Origin of the sequence: Catenulispora subtropica, assembly GCF_039531675.1 — a bacterium.
GTDB lineage: Bacteria > Actinomycetota > Actinomycetes > Streptomycetales > Catenulisporaceae > Catenulispora > Catenulispora subtropica.
This window is the reverse complement of sequence record NZ_BAAAQM010000029.1, coordinates 1-26,479: the sequence shown is the minus strand read 5'-3', so window position 1 is coordinate 26,479 and position 26,479 is coordinate 1. Positions and strand designations below refer to the sequence as shown.

General features: G+C 72.3%; 22 protein-coding genes. 14 read left to right on the top strand and 8 right to left on the bottom strand.

Annotation, left to right across the window (positions count from 1 at the left end):
* Positions 1 to 64 precede the first annotated feature (64 nt).
* Positions 65 to 1,537 carry a glucose-6-phosphate dehydrogenase gene (zwf, locus tag ABD466_RS24195; protein ID WP_344659443.1) on the top strand — a complete coding sequence of 491 codons (1,473 nt, stop codon included), beginning with the start codon at positions 65 to 67 and terminating at the stop codon, positions 1,535 to 1,537.
* A 105-nt stretch (positions 1,538 to 1,642) separates the two neighbouring features.
* Here zwf and ABD466_RS24190 read toward each other — a convergent pair whose 3' ends face one another.
* A complete protein-coding gene (locus tag ABD466_RS24190; protein ID WP_344659521.1) occupies positions 1,643 to 2,470 on the bottom strand; it encodes a helix-turn-helix domain-containing protein in 828 nt (275 codons plus the stop codon).
* A 95-nt stretch (positions 2,471 to 2,565) separates the two neighbouring features.
* On the opposite strand from ABD466_RS24190, the gene ABD466_RS24185 reads away from it, so the two are divergent.
* Together ABD466_RS24185 and ABD466_RS24180 are read left to right on the top strand one after the other, a co-directional pair.
* Entirely contained in the window at positions 2,566 to 3,579 is a 1,014-nt protein-coding gene (locus ABD466_RS24185; protein ID WP_344659442.1) for a zinc-dependent alcohol dehydrogenase family protein, read from the top strand.
* 94 nt (positions 3,580 to 3,673) lie between these two features.
* Positions 3,674 to 4,600 (top strand): RNA polymerase sigma-70 factor, encoded by a 927-nt coding sequence (locus ABD466_RS24180; RefSeq protein ID WP_344659441.1) that lies wholly within the window; start codon positions 3,674 to 3,676, stop codon positions 4,598 to 4,600.
* A 13-nt stretch (positions 4,601 to 4,613) separates the two neighbouring features.
* On the opposite strand, the gene ABD466_RS24175 is transcribed toward ABD466_RS24180, so the two are convergent.
* Together ABD466_RS24175 and ABD466_RS24170 are read right to left on the bottom strand one after the other, a co-directional pair.
* Positions 4,614 to 5,396, bottom strand: coding sequence for an ABC transporter permease (locus ABD466_RS24175; protein ID WP_344659440.1), 783 nt, complete (start codon positions 5,394 to 5,396; stop codon positions 4,614 to 4,616).
* Positions 5,393 to 6,130 carry an ABC transporter ATP-binding protein gene (locus ABD466_RS24170; protein ID WP_344659439.1) on the bottom strand — a complete coding sequence of 246 codons (738 nt, stop codon included), beginning with the start codon at positions 6,128 to 6,130 and terminating at the stop codon, positions 5,393 to 5,395. Before ABD466_RS24170 ends, ABD466_RS24175 begins: the two co-directional genes overlap by 4 nt.
* A 131-nt stretch (positions 6,131 to 6,261) precedes the next feature.
* On the opposite strand from ABD466_RS24170, the gene ABD466_RS24165 reads away from it, so the two are divergent.
* A complete protein-coding gene (locus tag ABD466_RS24165) occupies positions 6,262 to 7,518 on the top strand; it encodes a sensor histidine kinase (RefSeq protein WP_344659438.1) in 1,257 nt (418 codons plus the stop codon).
* Positions 7,515 to 8,168: a response regulator gene (locus tag ABD466_RS24160; RefSeq protein WP_344659437.1), complete on the top strand. Its 654-nt coding sequence runs from the start codon at positions 7,515 to 7,517 to the stop codon at positions 8,166 to 8,168. Before ABD466_RS24165 ends, ABD466_RS24160 begins: the two co-directional genes overlap by 4 nt.
* On the opposite strand, the gene ABD466_RS24155 is transcribed toward ABD466_RS24160, so the two are convergent.
* Entirely contained in the window at positions 8,131 to 9,165 is a 1,035-nt protein-coding gene (locus ABD466_RS24155) for an RNA ligase family protein (RefSeq protein ID WP_344659436.1), read from the bottom strand. The two genes, ABD466_RS24160 and ABD466_RS24155, sit on opposite strands and share 38 nt — an antisense overlap.
* A 483-nt stretch (positions 9,166 to 9,648) precedes the next feature.
* Between ABD466_RS24155 and ABD466_RS24150 the strand changes: the two genes are divergently transcribed.
* From ABD466_RS24150 to ABD466_RS24130, 5 genes are all read left to right on the top strand, one after another.
* Positions 9,649 to 11,667: a S53 family peptidase gene (locus ABD466_RS24150; RefSeq protein WP_344659435.1), complete on the top strand. Its 2,019-nt coding sequence runs from the start codon at positions 9,649 to 9,651 to the stop codon at positions 11,665 to 11,667.
* Positions 11,668 to 11,838: 171 nt separating this feature from the next.
* Positions 11,839 to 12,054, top strand: a complete 216-nt coding sequence (locus ABD466_RS24145; protein ID WP_344659434.1) for a hypothetical protein — start codon at positions 11,839 to 11,841, stop codon at positions 12,052 to 12,054.
* 116 nt (positions 12,055 to 12,170) lie between these two features.
* Positions 12,171 to 13,703 carry a hypothetical protein gene (locus ABD466_RS24140; RefSeq protein ID WP_344659433.1) on the top strand — a complete coding sequence of 511 codons (1,533 nt, stop codon included), beginning with the start codon at positions 12,171 to 12,173 and terminating at the stop codon, positions 13,701 to 13,703.
* Positions 13,704 to 13,705: 2 nt separating this feature from the next.
* On the top strand, positions 13,706 to 14,941 hold the full coding sequence (locus ABD466_RS24135) for a sigma 54-interacting transcriptional regulator (protein ID WP_344659432.1): 1,236 nt from the start codon (positions 13,706 to 13,708) through the stop codon (positions 14,939 to 14,941).
* Positions 14,938 to 16,377: a vWA domain-containing protein gene (locus ABD466_RS24130; protein ID WP_344659431.1), complete on the top strand. Its 1,440-nt coding sequence runs from the start codon at positions 14,938 to 14,940 to the stop codon at positions 16,375 to 16,377. The genes ABD466_RS24135 and ABD466_RS24130 overlap by 4 nt, the downstream gene beginning before the upstream one ends.
* 81 nt (positions 16,378 to 16,458) lie before the next feature.
* On the opposite strand, the gene ABD466_RS24125 is transcribed toward ABD466_RS24130, so the two are convergent.
* The 4 genes from ABD466_RS24125 to ABD466_RS24110 form a co-directional block, all read right to left on the bottom strand.
* Positions 16,459 to 17,199: an SDR family NAD(P)-dependent oxidoreductase gene (locus tag ABD466_RS24125; RefSeq protein ID WP_344659430.1), complete on the bottom strand. Its 741-nt coding sequence runs from the start codon at positions 17,197 to 17,199 to the stop codon at positions 16,459 to 16,461.
* A gap of 117 nt (positions 17,200 to 17,316) precedes the next feature.
* Positions 17,317 to 19,542 carry a hypothetical protein gene (locus tag ABD466_RS24120; RefSeq protein ID WP_344659429.1) on the bottom strand — a complete coding sequence of 742 codons (2,226 nt, stop codon included), beginning with the start codon at positions 19,540 to 19,542 and terminating at the stop codon, positions 17,317 to 17,319.
* 197 nt (positions 19,543 to 19,739) lie between these two features.
* Entirely contained in the window at positions 19,740 to 20,183 is a 444-nt protein-coding gene (locus ABD466_RS24115) for an Ohr family peroxiredoxin (RefSeq protein ID WP_344659428.1), read from the bottom strand.
* Positions 20,180 to 20,635 carry an SRPBCC family protein gene (locus tag ABD466_RS24110; RefSeq protein ID WP_344659427.1) on the bottom strand — a complete coding sequence of 152 codons (456 nt, stop codon included), beginning with the start codon at positions 20,633 to 20,635 and terminating at the stop codon, positions 20,180 to 20,182. Before ABD466_RS24110 ends, ABD466_RS24115 begins: the two co-directional genes overlap by 4 nt.
* A 247-nt stretch (positions 20,636 to 20,882) precedes the next feature.
* Here ABD466_RS24110 and ABD466_RS24105 point away from each other — a divergent pair, with 247 nt between their 5' ends.
* The 4 genes from ABD466_RS24105 (at position 20,883) to ABD466_RS24090 (ending at position 26,253) form a co-directional block, all read left to right on the top strand.
* Complete coding sequence (locus ABD466_RS24105) at positions 20,883 to 21,488, top strand: VOC family protein (protein ID WP_344659426.1); 606 nt, start codon at positions 20,883 to 20,885, stop codon at positions 21,486 to 21,488.
* A gap of 44 nt (positions 21,489 to 21,532) precedes the next feature.
* Entirely contained in the window at positions 21,533 to 22,306 is a 774-nt protein-coding gene (locus tag ABD466_RS24100) for an AAA family ATPase (protein ID WP_344659425.1), read from the top strand.
* A 41-nt stretch (positions 22,307 to 22,347) separates the two neighbouring features.
* A complete protein-coding gene (locus tag ABD466_RS24095) occupies positions 22,348 to 25,086 on the top strand; it encodes a helix-turn-helix transcriptional regulator (RefSeq protein ID WP_344659424.1) in 2,739 nt (912 codons plus the stop codon).
* Positions 25,087 to 25,185: 99 nt separating this feature from the next.
* On the top strand, positions 25,186 to 26,253 hold the full coding sequence (locus ABD466_RS24090) for an alpha/beta fold hydrolase (RefSeq protein ID WP_344659423.1): 1,068 nt from the start codon (positions 25,186 to 25,188) through the stop codon (positions 26,251 to 26,253).
* Positions 26,254 to 26,479: the final 226 nt, after the last annotated feature.

Genomic DNA, 26,479 nt, shown 5'->3' with positions numbered 1-26,479 from the left:
ATTCGAGCCGACTGACCCGCGGGCGGACGCCCCGCGGCCTTTCCACCAGCAAGGAGTCCCGCTCATGCCCCTGACCCCCGCGACCTCCACGATCCAGGCCCACGACCTGGAGGTCGCCGACGTCCTCGTCCTCTACGGCATCACCGGCGACCTGGCGAAGAAGATGCTGCTGCCGGCGCTCTACAAGCTCACCGAGCGCGGTGTGCTCAAGGTCCCGGTGGTCGGCGTGGCCGCCGCGGACTGGGACGACGCCGCGCTGCGCGAACACGCCCGGCAGGCCGTGGCCGAAGCCGGATACGAGGTCGACGACAAGGTCTTCCAGCGCTTCGCCGACGGCCTCAGCATCGTCACCGGCGACTTCACCCGGGACGCGGTCTACGGCGAGGTGGCCAAGGCGATCGAGGGCAGGGGATTCGCGGCGCACTACCTGGCCATTCCGCCCTCCCTGTTCGACAAGGTGGCCGCGGGCCTGGCCAGGGCGGGCCTGAACAGGCACGCCCGCCTGGTCGTGGAGAAGCCGTTCGGCCACGACCTGGCCTCGGCCCGGCAGCTGGAGCTCGACCTGGAGCAGTACTTCGACCGCGACCACCTGCTCCGCGTCGACCACTTCCTGGGCGACGAGTCGGTCGAGGGCCTGGGCACCTTCCGCTTCGCCAACACCCTGCTGGCCCCGGTGTGGAACCGGTCGTACATCGACAACGTGCAGATCACCCTCGCCGAGGACTTCGACGTCGCCGGCCGCGGGTCGTTCTACGACGGCGTGGGCGCCCTGCGCGACGTGGTGCAGAACCACCTGCTCCAGGTCATGACCCTGCTGGCGATGGACCCGCCGACCGTCGGCGACCCCCGGGCCCAGGCGCTGGAGAAGTGGCGTCTGCTGCACGCGGTGCGGACCATCGAGCCGGCGGACACCGTGCGCGGCCAGTACTGCGGGTACCAGGACGTGGAGGGGGTCAAGCCCGGTTCCACGACCGAGACGTACATCGCGCTGAAGCTGTTCATCGACAACTGGCGCTGGGCCGGCGTGCCGTTCTCCCTCCGCAGCGGCAAGGCGTTGGCGGTGACGGCGACCGAGGTGTGCGTCCAGCTGCGCCGGCCGCCCGCGGAGCTGTTCCGCGGCCTGGGGCACGACATCCCGCCGAACCTGATCCGCATCCGGCTGGAGCCCGGCGCCGCGATCGCGTTCGAGCTGATGGCCCGCAAGTCGGCGACCGGGCAGCCGCCGGTGCGGTTCCCCATGGGCATCGACTTCGAGCGCGTGCTCGGCGGGCAGGCGAAGCCCTACGAGAACATCCTCGAAGCGGCGATCGCCGGGGACTCCAGCGGCTTCGCGTTCTTCCCGGCGATCGAGGAGTCCTGGCGCATCGTGAGCAAGATCCTCGATCCGGTCACGGCGCCGCTGCAGTACGAGGTCGGGAGCTGGGGGCCGGACGCGGCCGCCGCCATGGCGGGCGAGGACGGGTGGCACGATCCGGCGAAGCACATGTTCGCGGCGGAGGAGATCAAGCCGGGAGCGCCGACCCAGCCGTCGGACTGAGCCTCACGCCTTGCCTTCTGGCTTCCTGGCCGGCGCCGGGAGCGACCACACCCCCGGTGCTCCGAATGGTGACCGTTCCCGGCCGGTGTTCCGGCCCGCGGCGCACTAGCGCCCCAACGCGAGCAACCGCGGCTCCCCTCGCTCCTCGGCCCGCTTCTCGCGCTCGGCGAGGATGGCCGTGGTCGCGGCGTCGGCGGGCAGGAACGACTCCAGCATCACCTCGGCCACGGTCACGTCCAGCGCCGTGGCGAACGACGACAAGGCGGTCAGCAACCGCAGCTCACCCTCCGGCGCCGTCAGCCGCAGCGGCACGGCGAAGCCGAGGTGCTCCTGGTCGGTGCGGACCTCCGGCACGTAGCCCGCGAGCTCGTCCACCAGGTCGTCGGTCTCGCGATCAGGGCTCTGGGCCGCCAGCGCGCGCAGATTGTCCACGACGTGCCGTCCCCACTGCCCCAGGTTGGCGACCCGCGGTGCCACGCCGTCGGGGTGCAGCATGATGCGGAGGACGTTGACCGGCGGCTCGAGCAGCGCCGGGTCGCAGCCCTCCAGGAACACCGCGATCGCCCGGTTCGCCGCGAGCAGCCGCCCCGGCCGCCGGATCATCAGGGCCGGATAGGGCAGGTGTCCCTCGATCACCTGCGCCAGCGCCTCCCGGACCGGGGCCAGCGCCGGCGCGTCGAAGCTCGTCTCCTCGAAGGCCGGGGCGTAGCCGGCCGAGAAGAGCAGCGCGTTGCGCTCCCGCAACGTCAGCCGCAGCGACTCGGCCAGCCGCAGCACGATCGCCCGACCCGGGTGCGAGCGCCCCTGCTCCATGAAGCTGAGGTGACGCTGCGTGGTCCCGGCCTGGTTCGCCAGCTCCAGCTGGCTCACGTGCCGCAGGGCCCGCCACCGCCGCAGCTCGGTCCCGAAGGCCGGCGGCGTCCTGGAGATCATCGTGTTCACCCCCCGAAGTCTTCGTCACGCCGGTGACTCCGGTCCATTCCCTGCGGGGAATTGGAATGCCGCACGCTCCCGGACAGCCTTGATCCATGCGTACTTACCGCCTCGCCACACCGGGCTCCGGGGACCCGATCGAGCTCGGCACCGAGGAGCGTCCGATTCCCGGGCCGCGCCAGCTCCTGGTCAAGACCCGCGCCGCGGCGATCAACCGCCGGGACCTGCTCATCACCACCGGCCGTTACCCGCTGCCCTCGCGCCCCGGCGTCGTGCCGCTCAGCGACGGCGCCGGCGAGGTCGTGGCCGTCGGCGCGGACGTCACCCGCTTCGCCGCGGGCGACCGCGTCACCGCCTCCTATTGGCCGCGCTGGGTCAGCGGCCCGCTCCGTCCGGACCTCGTGGACCAGCTCGGCTGCACCACCGACGGCTGGCTGGCCGAGTACGTGCTGTTCGACGAGACCGCCGCGGTCGCCATCCCCGAGCACCTGACCTGGGCTGAAGCCGCGGCTCTGCCTTGCGCGGGCGTCACGGCCTGGAACGCCCTGACCCGGCCCGGCACGCTCACCGCGGGCCAGACCGTGCTGACGCTCGGCACCGGCGACGTCTCGCTGTTCGCCGTCCAGCTCGCCAAGGCGATGGGCGCCCGCGTCATCGCGACCACGTCCAGCCCGGCCAAGGCCGACCGGCTGCGTGCCCTCGGCGCCGACGAGGTGGTCGACTACGTCGCGAACCCCGACTGGTCCCAGGAAGTCCGCGGCCTCACCGGCGGCCAGGGCGTCGACCACGTCGTCGAGACCCAGGGCCCGGCCACTTTCGGCCAGTCCCTCCGGGCCGCGTCCCTCTACGCGCAGATCTGCCTGTTGTGGGTCGTCTCCGAGAAACCGGAGACCCTCACCATCACCGAGGAGGACCTCGGTGGCTCCCTCGCCACCATCCGCCGTGAGTTCGTCGGGAACCGCACGGAGCTCGAAGCGCTGTGCCGGGCGGTCGACACCGCCAAGCTGCGCCCCGCGGTCGACCGGGCCTTCGGTTTCGACGAAGCGGTGTCCGCCTACCGCTCCTACCGTGACGAGGGCAGCTTCGGGAAGGTCGTCATCGAGTTCTAGCCGGACCGGCTGTTCGGGATCCATGTCACATTCGGCGGAGCTGTCTCGTCCCATGAAGAAGCCGAGTGGCAACCTGGTCCGAGGAGGTACCGCCATGACCCGCGAGCAGGAGTTCGAGGATCTGCGCCCGCTGCTGTTCTCGATCGCCTATCGGATCCTGGGCAGCGTCGCTGAGGCGGAGGACGCGGTCCAGGAGACCTGGGTCCGCTGGCAGGTGTCCGACACCGAGCCGGCGTCGGTCAAGTCGTTCCTGTCCGCCATCGTGACCCGGATCTCGATCGACGTGCTGCGGTCGGCCCGGGTGCGGCGCGAGGAGTACGTAGGACCGTGGATCCCGGAACCGCTGCTCTCCGACCCGTACGAGGACCCGGAGCGCGCCGCGGAGCTCGCCGACTCGGTGTCCATGGCGGCGCTGGTGCTGTTGGAGCGCCTCAGCCCTCTGGAACGCGCGGTGTTCGTCCTGCGTGAGGTCTTCGGCTTCGGGTTCTCCGACATCGCCTCGGCCGTCGGCCGTTCGGAAGGAGCCTGCCGGCAGTTGGCCCACCGCGCGCGGCAGCACATGGACTCCGGGCGCCCGAGGTTCGAGGCCGACCGCAAGGAGCGGGAGGAGCTGGCCAACCGGTTCTTCGACGCCTTCCGCGTGGGCGACGTGGACGGGCTGCGCGAGCTGCTCGCCGCCGACGTCGTCCTGGTCGGCGACGCCGGCGGCAAGGCGCCGCTGCTCTCCAGCCACGTGGCCGGCGCGCACCGGGTCGGCGAGGTGATCGCCCGGCTCATCGGCTACTTCGGCCATCTCGGCGTGGCGTTCGAGGTCCATGACCTCAACGGCCAGCCCGGCGCCATCTTCCACGACGCCGACGGCAAGGTGCTCAGCACCCTGACGCTCGAGGTCGCGGACGGCCGGATCACGACGATCCGCGGCCTGGTGAACCCTGACAAACTCGGCCACCTCGGTCCGGTCGCCGACGCGTACGCGCTGCGCCGGGCCGCCCTGGACGCGGCGCCTCCGACGCAGGGTTGAGGACCGGGTCCGGTCAGACGTCGCGCCGGCGGATCGCGAGCAGCGCGAGCAGCAGCGCTATCGACGGCCAGAGCAGGTAGACCAGCCAGCTCCCCCCGATGGTCGGGTTCGCGAAGCCGCCGTCGCCGGGGCGCCACCCGTTCAGGCGGCCCAGGGTCAGACGCTGCCACGCCGCGAACGGCGTCGCGTTGTGCAGGTCGTTGACCCAGGCGCGCTTCTGCGACGTGACGAACGTCGGCAGCAGCACGAGGAGCACGCTCACGGCCACGATCGTGGTCGCGGTGTGCCGGACGACGACGCCGACGCCCAGACCGGTCAGCGCGCTGAGCGGGAAGAGCAGGATCGAGGCGGCCATCGCGCGGTGGAAGTCCGCGTCGTGGAGGAGGACGGAGGGGAAGCGGTGCTGCCCGGCCAGGATGAGCGTGACGATGAGCGAGACGACGTACGTCACCAGGCCCGCGAAGGCCGTCACGGCGGCCACCACGATCGCCTTGGCGGCGAGGACCTCCGTCCGGGCCGGAACCGCAGTGAAGGTGGTGCGGATCAGGCCACTGCCGTACTCGCTGACCATGACCATGGCGCCGATACTGCCGAACAGGTAGAGGACGACGATGTGGGCGTCGTTGGTGAACACGCCTCCTCCGCCGAGCAGCCGGACGCCCCGATGAGGCGAGCGGTCGGCGATGACGGCGTTCACGTTGCAGGAGAGGACGCCGAGGGCGCCGAGGAGCAGCCCGGCGACGAAGGAACGCAGAGAACGGATCTTGATCCACTCGGCGCGCAGGAGGTTCGTCACTTCGTGTCTCCGGCGCGGTGGTCGAGGCGGTCGGCGGTCAGTTCCATGAACACGTCCTCCAGCGAGGCGGAGGGCGCGGCACCCCGAGCCGCGAACTCCTCGACCGTCTCGTCGGCGATCAGCGCGCCGCGGCCGATGACGACGAGACGGTCGGCGAGCTGGGCCATCTCGGACAGCAGGTGGCTGGAGACGAACACCGTCCGGCCTTCCGCGGCCAGCCTGCGGAACAGGCCTCGGATCCAGACGATCCCCGCGGCGTCCAGTCCGTTGAAGGGCTCGTCGAAGATGAGGACCGGTGGATCGCCGAGCAGCGCGCCGGCGATGCCGAGCCGTTGCTTCATCCCGAGGGAGAAGCCGCCGATGCGCCGCCGTGCTGCGCTCTCCAGGCCGACCTCCGCCAGGACGTCCCCGACCCGCCGCCGGGACAGGCCGTTGCTGCAGGCCAGCGCGGCGAGGTGGTCTCGTGCGCTGCGTCCGCCGTGGGCGTCGTTCGCATCGAGCGACGCCCCGACGTGGCGCAGGCCCCGGCGGTGCTCGCGGAGAGCGCGGCCGTCGACCGTGACCCGCCCGCTGTCCGCCGCGTTCAGGCCGAGGACCAGGCGGAGGGTCGTGGACTTGCCGGAGCCGTTCGGGCCGAGGAAGCCGGTGACGTGGCCGGGGCGGATCGTGAACGTGAGGCGGTCGACGGCGGTGGTGCGGCCGTAGCGCTTGGTCAGTTCCTGGGCTTCGATCACGCTATGACCTTGCCGCCGGGTGGTTCCCGCGTCATCCGAGCGGGGAAGGCAATCCAGGCGCGGCGTGTCTGCCACGGTCGTACACCCGACGGCCGATGCCCGGAGGCCGCCGCCGCGGATAGCATCGGCGCATGGCGGTGCTACCGCGGTTCGCGCAGCTGAGACGGGTCGCGCCGAGTGCGTGGATGATACTGGCCTGGGTCGCGGCCACCGGGTACGCGTTGTGGCTTTCACGGTCCGCATACCTGGTCACGCCGGTCGGGCCCCCCGCGCTCCGCGGGCCCGAGGGCGGGGTGCCGCTCGGAGCCGGTTCCGGCCCGGGATTCCGCGCGATCGGGCCGGGGACGGAGCTTCCGATCCTGGTGGGCGCGACGGTGGCGACGGTGGCGGGCAGCGTGCTTCTCCGCCGCCTGCCCCTGGTCGCGCTCGGCTTCCTGCTCGCCGGGGCGGTCGCCGCGTCTCTGGTCTTCCGCACGCCGCTGACCGTGCTGCTCGAGTACGTGCCCGCCGACATCGCCTTGTGGTGCTTCGCCGACCGGGGACCTCGACGGACCTCGGCGGTGGCCCTGGCTATGGCGGCGGCGACCTGGGCCGGCTACGTCGTGGCACTCCGCATGCTGGCGGACGCCGGCATGGTCGGGGTCCTGCTCCGGGCCGGTCCTTCGAACGACTACTTCAGTCTGGCGGCGGTGGTGGCTCTGTCAGGGCTGGTGTTCTGGCTGGCCGGGGTGTCGGGGCGGCAGGCCCGCGCGCACGCGGTGAGCCAGGCCGCCGCGGCCTCGGCCGCCGAGCGGCTGCGGCTTTCGCGCGACCTGCACGACAGCGTCGCCCACGACATCGGGATCATCGCCGTCCTGGCCGGTGCCGGCGCGCGGGTCCTCGACACCCGTCCCGAGGCGGCCCGCGAGGCCCTCGCCGGGATCGAGACCACCAGCCGCGAGACGCTGACGGGGCTTCAGCACATGCTGCGCACGCTGCGGCAGGACGGGGCGCGCGCCGATCCGGGGCTGCTGGACGTCGAACGCCTCGCCGCACGGGCTTCCGGCGCCGGGGTGCGCGTCGAGCTGACGTGGAGCGGTGAGCGCAGAACGCTGCCGCCGGAGATCGACCGCTCCGCGTACCGGATCATCCAGGAGGCGGTGACGAACGTGGTCCGGCACTCCGGCACGAACGCCTGCCACGTCGCGGTCGGGTTCGAACCCGGCGCGCTGGCGATCGAGATCGTCGACGAGGGCCGGCCACCGGCGGCCGACGCCTCGGCGCCCTCTTCCCAAGGCGGCTTCGGCCTGCTCGGCATGCGCGAACGCGTCACCATGCTCAGCGGCCAGTTCAGCGCGGGCCCACGCCCCGAGGGCGGTTTCCGCGTGGCCGCCCGGCTGCCGGCATGAGCATCAGGGTCCTCCTGGTCGACGACCAGCCCCTGATGCTCGTCGGCCTGCGCATGGTCATCGGGGAGACCCCGGACCTCACCGTCGTGGGCACCGCCGGCGACGGCCGCGAGGCGGTGCGCCTGGCCCGTGAGCTGCGTCCGGACGTCGTCCTCATGGACATCCGCATGCCGGGCATGGACGGCATCGAGGCCACGCGGATCGTCACCTACGGGCCCGAAGCGCCGAAGGTCGCCGTCCTGACGACCTTCGACGACGACGAACACGTCTACGCCGCACTGCAAGCCGGAGCGAGCGGCTTCCTCGTCAAGAACATGGCCCTGGACGACATCCTCGCCGCCGTCCGGGTGATCGCCGCAGGCGACGCCCTCCTGGCGCCCGGTGTCACCCGCCGCATGATCGAGCGCTTCACGGCCCGCCCCACACCCGCGGCCGCGTCGCGCCGCCTGGCGGCCATCACCGGCCGCGAGCGTGAGGTCCTGACCCTGATCGGGCACGGCCTGACCAACTCCGAGATCGCCGACCGCCTCGCCATCACGGGCACCACGGCCAAGACCTATGTCACCCGGCTGCTGGCCAAGCTCGACGCCCGGGACCGGGTGCAGTTGGTGATCATCGCTTATGAGACGGGGCTGGCCGTCGTGCCCTGAGCCTGTCCTCGGCATCGAACGCCGCCAGCGTCCGCGCCCCGGGCAGCAACGCCTCGCCGAGCCCGGCCGCCGGCTCTGCATCCAGCCCCCCGAGATCCTCCGACACCTCGTCGACCGCGTCCCGCACGATCTCCGCGGCCACTTCCTCGATCCCGCTGCCCGGCCCGAGCTTGCTCACCGCCGCGGCGGCACGTGCCGGCGTGAGCAGCGCGGCCGCCTGCACCACCAGCCACGCCGGTACTCCGGCCGCGCCCTCCGGCGGTGCCAGGAACGGCCGTGCCCCGGCGTACCGCTCGTCCTCGGCGAACGCCTTCTGTTTCACCTTGAGCATCGGCCGGGTGCCGTCACCGTCGCCGTGCTCCTCCCACTCCAGCGCGGGCTTCAGCACGTAGCCCTCGGCGAGGTTGTCCTCTATATACGGCAGCCCGAACAGTGCCGGCACCCGGCTGGGAAACACGGCCGGCAGGTCCTGCAAGCGGGCCAGCCCACCGCGCGCCACCACCGGCACGAGCGTCAGCCCGGCCTCCTCGGCTGCTTCCCGCAGGTCCCGCTCGGCCGCCCACCAGCGCCGGTCGCCGACCGTCAGCTGCGCGTCGAACAGCAGCCAGAACAGGTCCGGCGCGTACCAGACGCCGGTCTGCACAGGCTGTGCGCCGTCCACGGCCGGGACGTCAGGATGTGGATAGCCGCCGCCTGCCAGCTCCCCGTACAGGGTCACCACGGCGTCCTCGGCCGCTGACTCCCTCAGCGTCGTCGCGCACCGGGCCGCAGCCACGGCCACTGTCGGCCAGATCCGGCTCACCCCGAAGAACCCGTCGAGGTCGTCCTCGTCGAGCAGTTCCCGCCGCTTGGCCGGCCGCACTCCTGTCGCGTCGCAGACCAGTGCGAAGTGCGCGCCGTGCACCTTCTCCGTCGCGACCCACTCGTGCGCCCCGGGCGTGTCGCCCTTCCCCCTGGACGCCATCTTCGGATACGGACGCAGCGGTATTGCGGACATGCGCGGGATCCTCGTCCACGCGTCGATCACCGGCAACCGAAAAAATACCGTCGCGCGCTGCACCACTGGTACGGACCACTCGCCGCCTCTGGGGCGTTACCGCAGCACGCTGACCCCACTACTCTCCTTCGGCGCGGCAGGGCCGACGGCGTCACCCGACAGACCCGGCTTTCGCATAGGAAAGCCCTCATTGACGCGTACCGCCGTCGGTGGTCGCGGACCGGTGAGTTCGGCCGGCGTTCACCATCGAAGGGCTCGGAGGGCCGAATGGTGAGCGGTGGGTGTCAGGACGATCACAAGGGGTATCCACTTCGTAAAATTCTGATCAACTCGGCGACGGGCGGCCAAACTCTCGTACTTTCTACCCTTGTTTTCGCCTTGCAGCGTCTATAGAAATGACCGACGCGGGCTCGTATCCCTGCCCGACATCCGTCCAGTTCGGGCAACGGATACCTTCGTCCCTCTTTTCGGGAAGGGAACACTATGACCAAAGCCGTACCCCGGCACCGCAAGCGAATAGCGACGGCCACCACCCTCACGGCCGTCGCCGCATTCGTGTCCGCAGGCGTCGCGCTCGCCGCGCCGTCGAACGCCGACAGCGGTACCACCACGACGCTGGCCGGCACCACGCCGGGCTACGCGACGGCCTCCGCCGACCTCGGCGCGACCGGCGCGAGCACGCAGGTGACCGTGCGCGTGTACCTGGCCGGCCAGGACGCCGCGGGCCTCGAGGCCTACGCGCGGGCCGTGTCCGACCCCAACAGCGCCAGCTACAAGCACTTCCTGAGCGCGACCGAGGTCCGCAACCGGTTCGGCGCCTCGCAGGCGCAGATCGACGCCGTGAGCGCGTGGCTGAAGGGGGCGGGCCTGACCGTCACCGGCAGCAACATCCACTGGGTCGACGTCACCGGCACCGCGGCCGCGGCGCAGAAGGCGTTCGGGACGCAGCTGCACAACTTCAGCACGCCGCAGGGCACGCTGCGCAGCAACACCAGCGACGTGAAGATCCCGGCGAGCGTCTCCGCCGCGGTCCTGGGCGTCGCGGGCCTCGCGCAGAGCACCCAGCACGCGGTGACCAACCACCAGAAGATCGACAACACGGCGCGCGGTCCGGTGCAGAACAACGACCCGTCGTGCTCGGACTACTACGGCCAGAAGAAGGCGCCGTCCTCGGCCCCGGCCGTCCCGGCGGGCTACACCACGCCGGCCACGCTGGCGCAGTGCTCGCTGGTGCCGTCGGAGCTGCGGGACGCCTACGGCGTCACCAAGACCGGCCTCACCGGCAAGGGCGCCACGATCGCGATCGTGAACTGGTACGGCTCCCCGACCATGGAGGCCGACGCCAACAAGTACTCGATCGCCCACGGCGACAAGCCGTTCGCCCCGGGCCAGTACTCCGAGGTGAACGACCCGTCGCAGTGGACGCACCAGGACCTGTGCGGCGGCGGCGACTTCGGTGAGGAGTCGCTGGACGTCGAGATGGCCCACGGCCTCGCGCCGGACGCCAAGGTGATCACCGTCGCGGCGAACTCCTGCTTCGACAGCGACCTGCTCGCCGCCGAGGCGAACATCGTCGACAACCACCTGGCCGACATCGTGTCGAACAGCTGGGGCGAGATCATGTACTCGACCTCCGGCGACATCGACCCGGCGTCGATGAAGGCGTACGACCAGATCTTCAAGCAGGGCGCCGTCGAGGGCATCGCCTTCGACTTCTCCAGCGGCGACTGCATGAACAACGACGCCTTCTCGGTCTCCAGCGGCCTGAACTGCGACCCGACCGCCTCGCGCGCGCAGGTCGACTGGCCGACGAGCTCGGCGTGGGTGACCTCGGTCGGCGGCACCGCCCTCGGCCTGGACAAGCGCGGCTACAGCTTCGAGGCCCCGATGGCCGACAACCGCAGCGGGCGCACCGCTCCGGGCGCGGCCTCCTGGGCCCCCGGCGGCCAGACCTTCGGCGCCGGCGGCGGCGTGAGCGAGACCATCGCGCAGCCCTGGTACCAGAGCTGGACCGTGCCGCACAGCATGGCCAGCACGCTGATGGACGGGACGAAGACCACGCCCAAGCGCACCATCCCGGACATCTCGCTCAACGGTGACCTGTACTTCAGCAGCACCCTGGTGGGCCAGACGGACCAGGCCTCGGGCACCTACTCCGAGGGCGGCTTCGGCGGCACCTCGGTGTCGGCCCCGGCGTGGGCCGGCGTCCTCGCCGCCGCCCAGCAGGCCCAGTGGGGCATCCCGGTGGGCTTCGCCAACCCGGCGATCTACGCCCGCGCCTGGCTGACCAACGACGTGGTCCAGAACCCCCGCCAGATCGGCTCCTCGCCGATCCACTCGGTGGTGTTCCAGTACCCGGCGAGCAGCCCGGCCGCCGGCCAGTACCGCCTGATCCAGTACGGCAACGACGAGGGGCTGCCGGCCTCGCGTGGTTACGACCTGGCCACGGGTGTGGGCTCGCCGACCGCGCTGTTCCTGCGGTCGTTCGGGTTCGGGCACTGAACTGACGCGACCGAACGCCGCGGCTCGTTGACGGGTCGCGGCGTGAGGTGACCGGGCCGGCCGTTCCGCTCCCTCGGGAGTGGGGCGGCCGGCCTCTTGCGCGGGCGCGTGAGGTCGCCGTTCGGCCGCCGCCGGGTCGCGGTCCCCCGGAACGTCGCCGACGATGGCGTCATGAGCGCTGCCGAACATCCTGGTGAGGACTCCGCCCTGCTGCCTCTGGGCCAGGCGAAGCCGGGCGAACCGACGTGCGAGCTGGACCCGGTCACCTGGGACGCGATGGTGATGTGGATGAGGGCCCACGGGGTCTCCGACGAGATCGTCGGGCGAGTCTGCCACGACGCACTCCGCACGATCTGCCTGACGCCGTCGTCCGTCCGGCCGAACTGATCGGTTGCGCGGCGCGCCGTCGCGGGTGCATCATCGAGCCTGTCCATCGTCCCCGATGACCACCGACGAAGTATGCTGATGATGAGAACGGAGGCCGCCGACACCACCGTGACCCGATGACGGGAACGGAGCCGGTGCGGACGGCGATTCTCTCCGACACCCGAGCCTCGGCGGCCGTCGCCGCCCGGCGCTACGGGGTCCCCCCGACGATGATCGCGGCCGCTGCCGAGCGGCGTGCGGTCGGTGACTGGCGCGGCGCCTGTGCGGCGGCCGACGTCGAGGTCTATCTGAACCCTGATGCGGTCCGGCGCCGCCACGGCGCCGAGGTCGCTGCCCGGCTTCTCACGGCGTTGCGCGGCCTCGCCCCGGACCTGCTGCGGTGGCATCTGCCGCGACGCGGGCACGGGGCGGGGGAGTTGCTGGCCGAGCTCCTGGTTCCATTGGCCGAGCTCGCCGACGACGGTGACCGAGCCCTGGCTCTCGTGGCGATGACGCCGCGGCTGGCGCTGGACGCCGGGCAGCGCATCGTGCTGGCGGTGATGGAGACCGGAGGGCGCCGACGGCCGACGGCCGACTGCGACCCGGTGATCCGTGCGCTGCTGGACCGGGTCCGGGTGAAGCAGGCGGAGCGGCACAGCCTGGTGCGTCATCCGATGTTCTGGAGTGCTTCGCAGCCGCCTGGGTCCGCCGGCCGGCAGGACGTCACGGCCGAAGCACTGGCTATCACACGGTTGCAGGACGTGGGCGACTTCGCCGAGGCCTGGCGGCTCGGCGGCTTCACGCTGTCCTGCGACGCAGGGGTACCGAGCCGGCTGCGGTGGCTGGCGGCCCTTCCCGTGCTGCTGACAGGGCTGGCGGACCGGGTCCGCGCGGCTCTGCCCGGGGTCGACGCCGCCGCTCTTCGCTCCGGGCCCGGTGCCATAGTGCTTTCGGGCTTGAACGCTGCCTCCGGACCGATCGACGCCCGGGCTGTGGCGAACCACGACGCCTACGGCCTGCCGACGATCCCGACCGCCGCGTGGGCTCGCTCGACCGATGCGGATCTGGTGCGGTGCGGGCTGCTCGGCGTCCATGAGCTGCACCCGCTGGTCGCGTCGGCGCTCGTCACCGGACCGATGCCGCCCGCGCCGGAAGCGGACGAGTGGCTGTATCGCGAGGTCCCCTTCATCGCAGGACCCTGCGTCGCCGACGTCCCCACCTTGTGGATCCGGTGCGGTGCGAGCACCCACCGGGTGGCACACGTCGACGGAACCTGGCGCCCGATCGACCACGGCGGCCACCCCGACCGTGAGTTGTTCCTCCACCGCCTCGGCGGCCCGACGAACCCGTGTCTCCAGGCGACCATGTACTTGGGCTCGGGCCGTCACGTCATCGACCTCGCCGAATCCCTGCTCGTCCATGGGCGGGCCGCCGAGGTCCGTACCCTTCTGCACACCCATGTCGGCGCCCAGGCCGCTCTGGACGACCTCGACCTCCCTGCCGGCGGCACTGTCAGCGAAGCCCTCGCCGCTCTACACGAGAACACGCTCCAACTCCGCATGCTCCTCGCCGGTGCCACGCGGCCGCGCGACACCGTGAGCTACCGGACGTTGTACCGAACCGTCCACCGGCCGACCCGGAAGGGGGTACCGGCCCGAACCCACAGGTGATCATGACACTGACGACTTTTGATGTTCAGACCGCCACCGACGCCCTCTCCGCCGGCACTCTGACCGCCGAGCGCCGCCAACTCCTCGCCGCCGACCACCTCATCGCCCTGACCCGCGTCTCGCGGACCGAGCCCGGCACCGATGCCGACGTCCAGGCCCTGGCCCTGGCCACCGCCGCCAACCTCCCGGTGCTCCTGTGGGGCCAGCCCGGCATCGGCAAGTCCTCGACTCTGGTGCAGCTGGCCCGCGGCCTGGAGCTCCCGCTGGAGACCGTCATCGCCAGCGTCCACGATCCCTCCGACTTCGCCGGCCTGCCCGTCGTCGGTGCCGACCCCGCGGCGCGCGGGGTGGCGATGGCGCCGCCGGACTGGGCGGTGCGGCTGCACCGAGCCGGACACGGCCTGCTCTTCCTCGACGAGATCTCCTCCGCGCCGCCGGCGGTGCAGGCCGCCTTGCTGCGGGTCGTGCTGGAACGCCACGTCGGCAGCCTCGCGCTCCCCGAGGGCGTGCGCATCGTCGCCGCCGCGAACCCCGCGGGGAGCGCCGCCGACGGCTGGCAGCTGGCGCCGCCGTTGGCGAACCGGTTCGTCCACCTGGCGTGGGTCCACGATCCCGACGTCGTCGTCCGCGGCCTCGGCGGCACCTGGCCGCGCATCCCGCTGCCGCGCCTCGATCCCGAACGGCTGGAGGCGTCGGTGGCCCGGGCGCGGGCAGCGATCTGCGCCTTCCTCACCGTGCGGCCCGACTACACCCATCGCATGCCGACCACCGCTGCCGCGCGTGCCGGGGCCTGGCCGTCGCCGCGCACGTGGGAGATGGCGTTGCGTCTGCTGGCCTTCGGTTACGCCGCGGACGCCGACCTGGAGGCCGTCGCGATCGCGATCCGCGGCACCGTGGGCGACGGTGCGGGGCTGGAGCTGATGGCGTTCCTGGACCGCCGGGACCTCCCGGACCCCGAGCGGGTCCTGGCCGCGCCCGCGGACGTCGAGCTCCCGGAACGCGGCGACCTGGTCCACGCGACGCTCACGGCGGTCGTCGACGCGGTGGCCCGGAACGCGACCCGCGAACGGTGGGAGGCCGCCTGGCACCTGATCGCCCGCCTGATCAGAACGGTGCCGGTGGACCTGCTGGCGGCTCCGGCCATGCAGCTCGCGGCCCTGCGACAGCCGGAGTGGGAACCGCCCGCGCACCTGGACGGGCTCGGGCCGCTGGACGCGATGCTGGTGTGGGGCGCATGAAGACGCCGACGCCCCCCACCCCGGCCGTCATGGCCGGCCCGAGCCGCCTGACCGCCCGTCCCGTCCACGCCCCCGTCGTCAGCGTCCCGGCACCCGCCAGAACCCGGCCTCCCGACTCCTCCTCTTCCGCGATCACCCCGCTCGACACCCCCAAACTCCTCGCCGCCCGCCATCTCGCGGTCACCGCCTGCCCCTACCTCGCCGTCGCCCTCCACGCGATGGCCGTCGTCCCGAGCCGGGCCGTCCGCACCATGGCCGTCGACCGGCACTGGCGCTGCTACGTCAATCCGCGCTTCGTCGCCGAGACGCCGGTCCGCGAGCTCGCCGCCGTCTGGCTCCACGAGGTCTCCCATCTCGTCCGCGACCACCACGGTCGCGCCGAAAGGCTCCGCGAGGCCAGCGTCCGGCACGAAGCCGTCGGCCGCGCCGGCACCGCCGCCCTCGATCCGGACCAGCCCGTCCGGGACCGCGTGCGCCTGAACCTCGCCATGGACCTGGAGATCAACGACGACCTCCTCGAAGGGGTCGCGGGAACCGGCGAGGACGGCACCGGCCCCCGCCTCCCGCCCGGCGCGCTGAGCCCGGCCAAGCTCAGGCTCCCCGAACGCGACCTGTTCGAGGAGTATCTCCGTGACCTGACACCCACCATCGTCGACAGCTTCCTGGAACAGCAGCTCAACTGCGGCTCCGGCGCCCACAACGGATCAGGCCCCTGGGAAGAGGACGCGGAGGGCGCCCACCCCCTCGGCCCGTACGAGGCGGAGTCGATCCGGATCAGCGTCCGCGACGCCGTCACCGCCGGCCGCGGGACCGCGCCCGCCGGCTGGCGCCGCTGGGCCGAGGACCACGGCAAGTCACCGCAGGACTGGCGGACGCTGCTCGGTGCCGCGTTCCGCACCAGCCTCGGTGCCGCCGGCGGCGCGGGTGACTACACCTACCGCCGCCCTGGCCGCCGGACGCAGAGTCTGGGCGGCGGCGTGGTCCTGCCCAGCCTGTACCGGCCGGTGCCCCAGGTGGCGGTGGTGATCGACACCTCCAGCTCCGTCTCCGACGAGGACCTCGGCAGCGCCCTGACCGAGCTGGCGGCCATCGCCCGCGCCGTCGGCGTCGCCGGCCACCAGGTCGCCGTCTACAGCTGCGACGCCGCCGTCCACACCGCCGAGGCGGTCTGCCGGTCCGAGGAGATCACCCTGGTCGGCGGCGGTGGGACCGACCTGCGTCGCGGCATCAAGCGTGCGGCCGCCAGGGCTCCGCGGCCCGATGTCGTGGTGGTCCTCACCGACGGCGACACACCGTGGCCCGAGGCCGAGCCGGGCTGCCGGGTGATCGCCGGGATCTTCCGTTCGGCACGCCGGGCCTGGTTCCGGTACGACGACGATGGCAGCCTCATCGATCTCCGTCCGCCGGCGTGGGTGGAGACGGTGCAGCTGGAGTGACTGTGCCCGCCGAGTGCACGACAGGTCGGGGCGGCCGACTCGCCGCCCCGGCTCCCTGCCGTCACATCGCAGAACCCGTCCTCAGACGGTGTAACCGCCATCGACCGCGATCGCCGTCCCAGTGATGTACCGTCCACCCGGCCCCGCCAGGTAGGCCACCGCTTCCGCGATGTCCGCCGCCTCCCCGTACCGCCCCAGCGCGGTCAGCCCGCGCTGGAACTCCGCGCTGTCCCCGTCCGCCGGGTTCATGTCGGTGTCGATCGGCCCCGGGTCGACGATCGTCGCCGTGATCCCGCGCGGTCCCAGCTCCCGGGCCAGCCCCTTCGTCAGGCCGACCAGCGCCGACTTCGCCGTCGCCTGCAGGACGAAGTTCTCGCCGGGCACCCGGCCGTTGAAGCACGAGCCGATGCTGATGATCCGGCCGCCTTCGCCCATGTGCCGCGCCGCCGCCTGGGTCGCGAGGAACACCGACCGCACATCCACCGCCAGCACCCGATCCAGTTCCTCGGCCGTCACCTCGGCCAGTGGCCCATAGGTCAGGAACCCGGCGTTGTTGACCAGGATGTCGATCCCACCCAGCTCCCGCACCGTCTGCTCGACCGCGGAGGCCGCGGCCTCCGGCCGGGTCAGGTCGGCCTGGACGAGCACGGCCCGGCCACGCGCCGCCTCGATCTGCTTCGCCACGCCCCGCGCCTGTTCCTCGGCCTGCACATACGTCAGCGCCACCGCCGCGCCCGCCTCGGCCAGCCGGATCGCGACCGCCGCCCCGATCCCGCGGCTTCCGCCGGTCACCAGCGCCACCTTGCCGGTCAGGTCGTTCATAGCGATTCCCTCCGTCGTCTCCGCTTGTTCGTGCCGTGATCGAGCATGCGACGTTGACACTGATGTGAAGGTCAAGCCCGACCACCAAGCAGCGCACGGTGATGGAGACGACGTCGTTCAAGACGCTTCCGGAGGGTGCTCCGGCCGATCGCGCGTGAGCAGGTCCTCGATCCGCCGGCGCAGGGCTTCGTCGTCGCCGGCCGGTGACAGGCCTGTACCGTGCCGGACCAGGCGTTCGTCGCGGGCCGCCAAGTCCTCCAAGGCCAGCCGGACGTCGCCGGAGATCGCCGCGGGCTCCAGCGCGGCGAGCGCGTCCACGACAGGACGCTGATACATGAACTGGGTGCTCGCGGCGAGAGCCGCGACGAGCTTGGCGGCCAGGTCCCGTTGCCCGGCCTCGGTGTCGAACTCCGCCGGCCGGACGGCGCGGAGCGCGTCGGCCGCCGACGAGCAGTACTCGGGCACCTCGAGCAGCCGGGTCAGGGCCGGGACGAGCGGGGCGCCGGCGGTGCCCAGCTCCGCGGCGGCCCGGATCGCGGCGATGACGGTCCACGTGCTGGGGATGGCGCTGTCGGCCCAGGTGAACGCGTCGGCGTAGACCTCGACGGCGGCTTCCGGCCCGGCGCCGAGAGACCACAAGGCGTGCGCCACGTGGATCCTGGCCTCGGTGTCCGGTGTGGTCCTCGTCGGCCCCGCCGGCCTGGCCAGCGCCTCGGACAGCAACGGGACCAGACGTTCGCTGTGTTCTGTCAACTGCGCGGCGGCGTGGGCGGCGGCTGCCAGTTCGTGTCCGGTGCCGGCCAGACCGGTCTCGACGGCTGCGAGGAGGGAAGCCTCGTCGCCGGTCAGCCCCCGCAGCGTCAGCGAAACGGCCTCCCGCTTCGAGAAGCCACCATCCTGTGCCGCATGCCGGAGCGCCTCGACGACTTCCGGTGTCGCCACCCCCGACGTGGCGAGTGTTCGCGACGCTGCGAACGGCGAGAAGTCCAGCACCGCGAGGACGTCCGGCACGGCATCAGCAGCCTCATGTCCCCACGCCGAGAGCACATTACAGAGATAGACGGGTTCGTTGAGCGCGTGCGTTCTGTCCCTGAGGCTCGTCGGTCGGCTCGCGCCGGACGCGGACGGCGCAGCCAGGTCCCGCAAGCGGCTCCGGACCGCGGCGAAGAGCCCGGCATGGAACGGGAGCCGGGTCCGGTTCGGCCGGTTGGGCAGCGGATTCGCGGCGGCCTCCAACGCCCGCGGTCGATCCGGGAGGTCGCGGGCCAGGAGATCGAGAGCCGCCGGCACGCGCCACTCGAAGAGAGTGGCCAGAGCGATGTCCGCGTCCTGGTCGGCACCGGGCCGGTCGGCGACGGCGAGCACCGCGTCCGTCGCCGCTGCCGCCGCCGCCGGGCCGATGAGCCGGAGGACTTCCAGAGCGCGCACGCCGACCTTGTCCGGACCGGCCAGCGGTGCCAGCAGCGGAACGAGCAGCACGGAGGCGTGACGGGACCGGCCGACGAGATCTTGCGCCGCGTCGATCCCCCGCAGCCGGACGCTCTCGGGCACAGGCCCGTCCGTGCCCAGGGCGTGAGCCACGACCGAGACCGCGGTGTCGACGCCGTGCTGCCGGAACACCACCTCGACGAGGTCCTGGAACCGGGTGTTCCACGGCAGGTCGCGCCGTGCCTCCCGTTCGTGTGTCATCCAGGCCGTCGCGGCCGCGAACATGGCGGCGTCCCACGGTGCCCCGGTCGCGGTCAGAACGTAGGCCGCCACCATCCGGAGTTCCGGCGGCTGTTCGGCACCGACGACCGAAGCGAAACCGCCCACGAGTTCGGGATCGAGCTGATGGAGGGCACGGAGCAGGCCGCAGCGGACATCGGTGTCCGGTTCGTGCTCCCAGCGCTCGGCGACCGCCGCCGCGAACAGGTCGCCGCGCCGGGTCTGGGCCAGCATCCACCCGGTCGTGGACCGGACCTCGGGATCGTCCGCGGCCAGCAACGGCACCAGCGGTCCGCACGCGTCGGCGACCGCCCGCCGGGCCGCGTCGGCGGGGTCCGACGCCCGCGTGCCGCGGCTCTCGGCGATCGAGCCCAGCAAGGCCAGCAGCCCGGTCGTCCGGACCCCGGCCGCGGCCAATCGCGCCAGGAACGGCACCGCGAACGGCGTCGCCAGATAGACAGAACCCTGATGGCAGAGGCTGCCCCAGAGCCCGGCCACGGCCTTGTGGGCCCGGCCCGGATCGTCCGAGGCCAGCTGTCGCAGCAGCTCCGGCGTGTCGGTCGCGGGACCGTAGGCATGCGTGAGGGCGGACCACCGCACCGAGTCCAAACCGTCGAACGGATCGTCTACGCGCATGGACTGTCAGCATGGCACGGATCGCCGACGGCCGCGTCCGGCACCGATGCGATCACGCTGACCGGTCCGCATGCCGCGGGAGCGGTCAGGAGCGAACCACGCCGCGGCCTGACCGCGGCCCCCGCGACGATCCTCGTCGCGACGACCGCGTTGGGGGCCGCGGCGCACATCGTCAGAACCCGGCTCGGAACCCGGCTTCACATCGCGCAGGCGTTGACGACCACTGAGATGTTCCCGCGCGTCGCCCTCGAATAGGGACAGTTCCGGTGCGCGATCGCCGCCAGCTCCTCCGCGGTCTGCTGGTCCACTCCGCTCAGGCGCGGGGTCAGCACGGCCGAGAGGGAGAGGTCGCCGTCCTCGCCGTGGTGCAGCGTGACCTCGACCGTGATCTCCGAGCCGGTCGGCCGGATCCCGCGCTGCGCGGCTGCGGCGCGCAGCGCGGTGAGGAAGCACCCGCCCCAGCCCGCGGCGAACAGTTGCTCCGGGTTGGTGGCGCCGCCGACGCCGCCCAGCTCCTTCGGGACGGCCAGGCGGTGTTCGAGGCGGCCGTCCATCGCGCGCACGACACCGCCGTTGCGGCCCTCGCCGGTGATCTCGACGGCGGCCGTGTAGCGGGCCGCGCCTTCCGGGGCCTTGATCACCGGCTCACCAGCCGGTTGCGCTCCTCGACGGCCTTGATCGTCTGCTTCAGGGCCTTCTCCAGGACGCCCTTGCCGACGCTGCCCAGCAGGAGCCCGGTGGCGCGGCCCTTGAAGTTCTTGCCCTCGCGGACCACGACGACGTCGAGCTGCGTCCGGCCGCCGGGGAGCGGGGTGAAGGTGTAGGTGTGGCCGGACGCGCCGCCCCAGATGTTGGAGTCCACCGTCTTCATGACCACGCGGTGCGGGTCGGACCAGTCGTATTCCAGACGCTCCCAGACACCGCCGGAGCCTTCGGTGACGTCGGCGTGGCCGACACCGGTCGAGTGGACCTTGAGGTAGTCGTCCGAGCTGTTCTTGAACAGCTCCTGGCGGCCCGGGCCGAAGTCGGTGAGGCTCGCGACGAACTGCTCAGGGGTGGCCGTCGTCTGCTCGGTGAAGTGGATGGTCGCCATGGTGATCACTCCTCGTGGTCGGTCTGGGGTTCCTTTGCGCCGCCCTCAGCCTCCCGCCGGGCCAGGGTCCTGCGAGCCGGTGTCGGACCCTGGTCGCCGCCACCCGTGTCCCCGGGGTACGGGCCCGGGCCCCGGGGCCCGGGTACGGGCCAGGGTTCGCCACTGGGGCGACGGACCGGGAGCCGGGGCGAAGGTGATGGTGGTCGGTGAGTACCGGCCGACGGTCACAGCGGCGAAGGAGCTGACGATGGTGGACTTCAAGATCGAGATCGTGGTCGTGCCGGTCTCGGACGTGGACCGGGCGAAGGAGTTCTACACGCGCATCGGGTTCCGCGAGGACGTCGACTACTCCGGCCCCGGCGGGTTCCGGGTCGTGCACCTGACGCCGCCCGGCTCGACGGCGTCGATCATCATCGGGAGCGGCGTCACCGACGCGGCGCCGGGCTCGGAACGCGGTGTCCACCTGGTCGTGGACGACGTCGTCGCCGCCCGCGCCGAGCTCGCGGCGGCCGGGGCCGAGGTCAGCGAGGTGTTCCACGACGCGGGCGGCGTGTTCCACCACGCGGGCACCGTCGACCGGGTGGCCGGTCCGCATCCCGCACGGCAGTCCTACGGCTCCTTCGCGTCCTTCGCCGACCCGGACGGCAACACGTTCGTCCTGCAGGAGGTCACCACCCGCCGCCCCGGACGGATCAGCCACGTGGTGTACCGGTCCGCCGCCGAGGTGGAGCAGGCGCTGCGGAACGCGGCGGCGGCCCACGCCGAGCACGAGCGGGAGCTCGGCCGGCGCGACGAGGACTGGCCGTCCTGGTACGCGGAGCACATGGCGCGCGCGGCCGGGCTCGGCAGCTGAGCTCGGTGAGTGGGACCGACGACGACGAAAGCCGGAAGAGCACCATGAACACCCCGATTTCGGATGCGGCACCCAGCCCGGTCCCGGTGACGCTGTACGGCCGGGCCCGGGAACAGGAAGTCCTGGACCGGCTGCTGCTCACCCTGCGCGGGGGCCGGAGCCGTGCGCTGGTCCTGCGCGGCGAGTCCGGGGCCGGGAAGACCGCGTTGCTCGCCTATCTGGCGGCGCACCCGGACGCGGGCCGCGTCGTCCGCACCGCCGGGGTGGAGACCATGTCCGAGATCGCGTACTCGAACCTTCACGAGCTTTGCGCTCCGCTGATGGATCGTCTCGGCCTGCTGTCCCCGGCGCAGCAGGAGGCCCTGGCCACGGCCCTGGGCCTGAGCCTGGGCCTGGGCCTGGACGGCGATCACGGCGGCTCCCCGGGGCACCTCACGATCGGGCTGGCCGTGCTGGACCTGTTCGCCGAGGCCGCCGCCGACGAGCCGCTGGTGTGCGTCGTGGACGACGCGCAGTGGGTGGACAGGATGTCCGCGGCCATCCTCGCGTTCGTCGCCCGCCGGCTCGACGCCGAGGCGGTGGGCCTGGTGTTCGCGGTGAACACCACCGCCTCGGCGCTGGCGCCGGCCAACGCGGGGCTGCTCGCCGGGCTGCCGGAGCTGCGCGTCGAGGGGCTCGGCGACGAGGACGCCCGCGCGCTGCTGGCGGCGGTGCTGCCTGATCCGGACGGGGTGGATCCCGCGGTGCTGGACCGGATCGTCGCCGAAGCGCGCGGCAACCCGCTGGCGCTCCTCGAACTTCCCCGCAATCCCAGGTGACACAGGTAGTCGACACAGGTAGTCAAGGACAAGGAAGAATCATGATCACGACGTTGGTCGGGCGGCTGGAGGAGCGGGCGGAGCTCGCGGCGTTCGTGACGGACGCCGCGGGGCGGGCGCTGGTTCTGCGCGGGGAGACGGGAGTCGGGAAGAGCGCGCTGTTGCAGGACGCGGCGGCCCTGGCCGAGCGCGAGGGGCACCGGGTCGTCCGCGCGGCGGGAGTCGAGGCCGAGGCCGGGCTGCCGTATGCCGGGCTGCACCAGTTCCTGTATCCGCTGCTCGGGGATGCCGCGCAGCTCGACGCCGGGACACGGGCGGTCCTCGACGCCGTCTTCGGCGGCGGGGAAGGCGGGCCGGCCTCGGTGATGGCCCTGGGGATCGCGGTGCTCAACCTGCTGGCCCACGCCGCCGCCACGCGGCCGCTGTTCCTGGTCCTGGACGACGGGCAGTGGCTGGACGACGCCAGCGCCGACGTGTACGGGTTCGTCGGCCGGCGCCTGGCCGGGAGCCCGGTGAAGCTGCTGCTGGCCGTCCGCTCCGACCTCCCGTCGCGGTTCGACACCGCGGCGCTGCCCGAACTGCCGATCGTCCCGCTGCCCGACGCGGACGCGGCCGTCCTGCTGGACCGGAGCCACCCCGGGCTGGCCACGTCCGTGCGCCGCGCGGTCCTGGACCAGGCGCAGGGCAATCCGCTGGCGCTGCTGGAGCTTCCGGCGCACCACGCCGGGCGCGCCGACGACCAGTTCGGGCTGAACGGCGTGCCGCTGCCACGCCGCTTGCGGAACCTGTACGGCGCGCGGATCACAGGGCTCAGCGACGCGGTGCGCGCGGAACTGCTGAAGGGCGCTCTCGACGGAGTCGGGGTGGGAGCCGAGGACGGTGTCGCCCCCAGCCCGCGCTACCGCATGCGCGACGCCGACGAGGCGGTGGCGGCGGGGCTCCTCGAGATCGAGCCCGGCACCGACGACTTCACGTTCCGGCACCCGCTCGTGCGCTCCACCGTGGTGCAGATGGCGACCCCGAACCAGCGCCGTGCCGCGCACCAGGAACTGGCCCGGGTGCACCGTGAGCACCTGGAGCGGCGCGCGACCCACCTGGCGGCGGCGACCGTCGACCCGGACGAGGACGTCGCCGACATCCTGGAGGCGGCGGCGGAGTCGGCCACGCGGCGCGGAGGAGCGCTGGCGGCGGTCGCGTGGCTGACGCGGGCTGCGGAGCTGAGCGAGAACCACGCCGACCGGTCGCGACGGCTCGCGGACGCGGCGTTCGTCGCGAGCCACGCCGGACGGCTGGGACAGGCGCACCGGCTGGTGCTGGCCGACCTCGCGGCGGGCACGACGGATTCGCCGGCGGGGGTGCTGGCCGCGGGGTATCAGGCGCTGTATCAGGACGGCGATGTCCGGTCCACGCATCGACTGGTCTCGGCGGCGATCGAGAAGCTGCGGGACGGCGTGACCGAGCCCGACGAACTCCTCACCCGCCTGGTGAACCTGCTGACCGGACTCAGCGCGTATGCGGGGGACGAGGCTTCTTGGGAACGCGCCCACGAACTCTTCGACTCGCTGAGCGATCTCGTCTCCGAGAACTCCCGGCTCTACAGCGACGTGTGGAGTGATGTCGTCCGACGCGGCGCGGGCCGGGCCGAGGCGGTGGAGGACGCCGCGGCGACCATGCAGGACCTGGAGCCCTGGGAGCTCACGCGCCTGGGGGTCACGGCCTACCACCTCGACCTTCTGAGCCAGTTCCGTCCGCATCTGCAGCGCGTGGTCGACCGGGAGTTGGAGACCGGGGCGGTGGCCAGCGGGCTGGCCATGCTGCACCTGATCATGCTGGATCAGATGGCGGTCGGAGAGTGGGACGAGGCCGAGCGCACCGGTGAGCGCGTGCTGACGCTGGCGGCGGAGCACGGGCTGGAGCTTTTCGTCGCCCAGAGCCGGGGATACCTGGCGCAGCTGGCGGCGTTGCGAGGGCAGGTCGTCCGGGCCCGGGACTTGCAGGCCGAGGTCGAGGCCTGGGCCCGGCCGCGCGGGCTGGGGCTGCTGACGCAGACCGCCGACGCCGCCGGGGCGGGCGCGGCCTTGAGCGCCGGTGACTTCGAGGCCGCGTATCTGTTCGCGGCGGGTGTGACGACTCCGGGGAGCTTCCATGCGTACGCACATCAGGCTCCGAGGATGCTGCTGGACCTGGTCGAGGCGGCCCTGCACACCGGTCGTGCGGAGGAGGCGCGCGAGCACGCGCTGGCCGCGCGCGACGCGGGGCTGCCGGGGATCTCACCGCGGCTGGCGCTGGTGACGTACGGCGCGCTGGCGATGACCGCGGAGACCGAGCGGGAGGCCGCGGCGATGTTCGCGCTGGTCGAGGCGCATCCGGACGCGGCGCGGTTCCCGTTCGAGGTGGCGCGGATCCGCTTGGCGCACGGGACGCGGGTGCGGCACGTCGAGGGCCGGGCCGCGGCGCGGCAGTACCTGCTGCCGGCGGCTGAGGCGTTCGAGCGGCTAGGGGCCGCCGGATGGAGCGAGCGGGCGCAGGCCGAGCTGCGCGCCACCGGCGCCGCGCCCCGCGCGTCGATGCTGCACGTGGCGACGCTGACGTGGCAGGAGCGGCGGATCGCGGATCTCGCGGCCAGCGGGCTGACGAACAAGGAGATCGGGACGCGGATGCACCTGTCGCCGCGGACGGTGAGCTCGCACCTGTACCGGATCTTCCCGAAGTTGAACATCACGACCCGCGCCGCGCTGCGCGACGCGTTGAGCCGGACCGAGGAACTCGCCTTGGTCTGACCACCTCTCGGGTGTCTCGGCGTCATGTGACTGATGTGCGGCCGTCGGGACTCGACGACAGTGGAGATGCCAGCAGACATCTTGTGAAAGGGTTCTGATATGATCAACAGGCGTACTTTCAACAAGGCGGTGGGGTTGGGGGTCGGCGCCACCGCGGTGTCGATCGGGGGCGCATCGGCCTCGGCGTCCGCGGCGACCGGAGTCACCGCCCACCGGCCGGGTGTGAAGCCCACGATCCCGGGCGTCGTGCCCGGCACGCACACGGAGTTCCCGGAGATCAAGCAGGTCCGGGCCGGCGTGCTGAACATCGGTTACGCCGAACTCGGGCCCCGGCACGGTCCGGTCGTGATCTGCCTGCACGGGTGGCCCTACGACATCCACAGCTTCGTCGACGTCGCCCCGCTGCTGGCCGACGCGGGCTACCGCGTCATCGTCCCCTACCTGCGCGGGCACGGAACCACGACGTTCCTGTCCGGCGCGACGTTCCGCAACGCGCAGCAGTCCGCGATCGCCGTGGACGTCATCGCGCTGATGGACGCTCTGAAGATCCGCCAGGCGGTACTCGCCGGCTTCGACTGGGGCTCGCGGACCGCGGACATCGTCGCCGCCCTGTGGCCCGAGCGGGTCAAGGCCCTGGTCTCCACCTCCGGCTACCTCATCACCAACGTCGAGGCCCAGAAGACGCCGCTGCCGCCGAAGGCGGAGCAGGTGTGGTGGTACCAGTACTACTTCGCCACGGACCGCGGCCGGACGGCGATGCAGACCCCGAACCTGCGCGACGGCCTGTGCCGCCTGGTCTGGGACGACGTGTCGCCGACGTGGAAGTTCGACGACGCGATCTTCGCCCGCACCGCGCAGGCGTTCACGAACCCCGACTACGCGGCCATCGTCATCCACAACTACCGCTGGCGCCTCGGCCTGGCCGACGGCGAGCGCCGTTACGACGCCCTGGAACAGAAGCTCGCCGCCCGCCCGACGATCGGGGTGCCGACGATCACGCTGGACCCGGAGCTCGACCCGTTCCTGGCTTCCACCGACGGCACCGGCTACCGCCGGTTCTTCACCGGCAAGTACGAGCACCGTGTCATGACCGGGGTCGGCCACGACGCGCCGCAGGAGGCGCCCACCGCGTTCGCGCAGGCTGTGGTGGACGCGGACTACATGTAGTCCGGCGTAACGCAAAAGACTGCAACCGGGGCGGGGCGCGGTCGTCCAACCGTCGTGATGCGGCGGTGGGCGACCGTGCCTGGCTTGGTGTGGTGATGGTGGCTTGGTGTGGTGCCTGGCTTGTGTCGTGGGTGGCTTGGTGTGGTGCGTGGCCTGGTGTGGCGCCTGGCCTGGTGATGGTGGCCGCTTGGTCTGTGGGTTGAAAGTCAAAGGCTGGATACGACCT

What these genes read in the sequence shown, in the direction of transcription:
- ABD466_RS24155 (WP_344659436.1), bottom strand. Translation starts at nt 9,165, where the DNA reads ATGTCCGCAATACCGCTGCGTCCGTATCCGAAGATGGCGTCCAGGGGG.
- ABD466_RS24120 (WP_344659429.1), bottom strand. Translation starts at nt 19,542, where the DNA reads ATGCGCGTAGACGATCCGTTCGACGGTTTGGACTCGGTGCGGTGGTCC.
- ABD466_RS24100 (WP_344659425.1), top strand. Translation starts at nt 21,533, where the DNA reads ATGAACACCCCGATTTCGGATGCGGCACCCAGCCCGGTCCCGGTGACG.
- ABD466_RS24190 (WP_344659521.1), bottom strand. Translation starts at nt 2,470, where the DNA reads ATGATCTCCAGGACGCCGCCGGCCTTCGGGACCGAGCTGCGGCGGTGG.
- zwf (WP_344659443.1), top strand. Translation starts at nt 65, where the DNA reads ATGCCCCTGACCCCCGCGACCTCCACGATCCAGGCCCACGACCTGGAG.
- ABD466_RS24165 (WP_344659438.1), top strand. Translation starts at nt 6,262, where the DNA reads ATGGCGGTGCTACCGCGGTTCGCGCAGCTGAGACGGGTCGCGCCGAGT.
- ABD466_RS24160 (WP_344659437.1), top strand. Translation starts at nt 7,515, where the DNA reads ATGAGCATCAGGGTCCTCCTGGTCGACGACCAGCCCCTGATGCTCGTC.
- ABD466_RS24135 (WP_344659432.1), top strand. Translation starts at nt 13,706, where the DNA reads ATGACACTGACGACTTTTGATGTTCAGACCGCCACCGACGCCCTCTCC.
- ABD466_RS24145 (WP_344659434.1), top strand. Translation starts at nt 11,839, where the DNA reads ATGAGCGCTGCCGAACATCCTGGTGAGGACTCCGCCCTGCTGCCTCTG.
- ABD466_RS24105 (WP_344659426.1), top strand. Translation starts at nt 20,883, where the DNA reads ATGGTGGACTTCAAGATCGAGATCGTGGTCGTGCCGGTCTCGGACGTG.
- ABD466_RS24185 (WP_344659442.1), top strand. Translation starts at nt 2,566, where the DNA reads ATGCGTACTTACCGCCTCGCCACACCGGGCTCCGGGGACCCGATCGAG.
- ABD466_RS24125 (WP_344659430.1), bottom strand. Translation starts at nt 17,199, where the DNA reads ATGAACGACCTGACCGGCAAGGTGGCGCTGGTGACCGGCGGAAGCCGC.
- ABD466_RS24130 (WP_344659431.1), top strand. Translation starts at nt 14,938, where the DNA reads ATGAAGACGCCGACGCCCCCCACCCCGGCCGTCATGGCCGGCCCGAGC.
- ABD466_RS24180 (WP_344659441.1), top strand. Translation starts at nt 3,674, where the DNA reads ATGACCCGCGAGCAGGAGTTCGAGGATCTGCGCCCGCTGCTGTTCTCG.
- ABD466_RS24095 (WP_344659424.1), top strand. Translation starts at nt 22,348, where the DNA reads ATGATCACGACGTTGGTCGGGCGGCTGGAGGAGCGGGCGGAGCTCGCG.
- ABD466_RS24090 (WP_344659423.1), top strand. Translation starts at nt 25,186, where the DNA reads ATGATCAACAGGCGTACTTTCAACAAGGCGGTGGGGTTGGGGGTCGGC.
- ABD466_RS24140 (WP_344659433.1), top strand. Translation starts at nt 12,171, where the DNA reads ATGACGGGAACGGAGCCGGTGCGGACGGCGATTCTCTCCGACACCCGA.
- ABD466_RS24110 (WP_344659427.1), bottom strand. Translation starts at nt 20,635, where the DNA reads ATGGCGACCATCCACTTCACCGAGCAGACGACGGCCACCCCTGAGCAG.
- ABD466_RS24150 (WP_344659435.1), top strand. Translation starts at nt 9,649, where the DNA reads ATGACCAAAGCCGTACCCCGGCACCGCAAGCGAATAGCGACGGCCACC.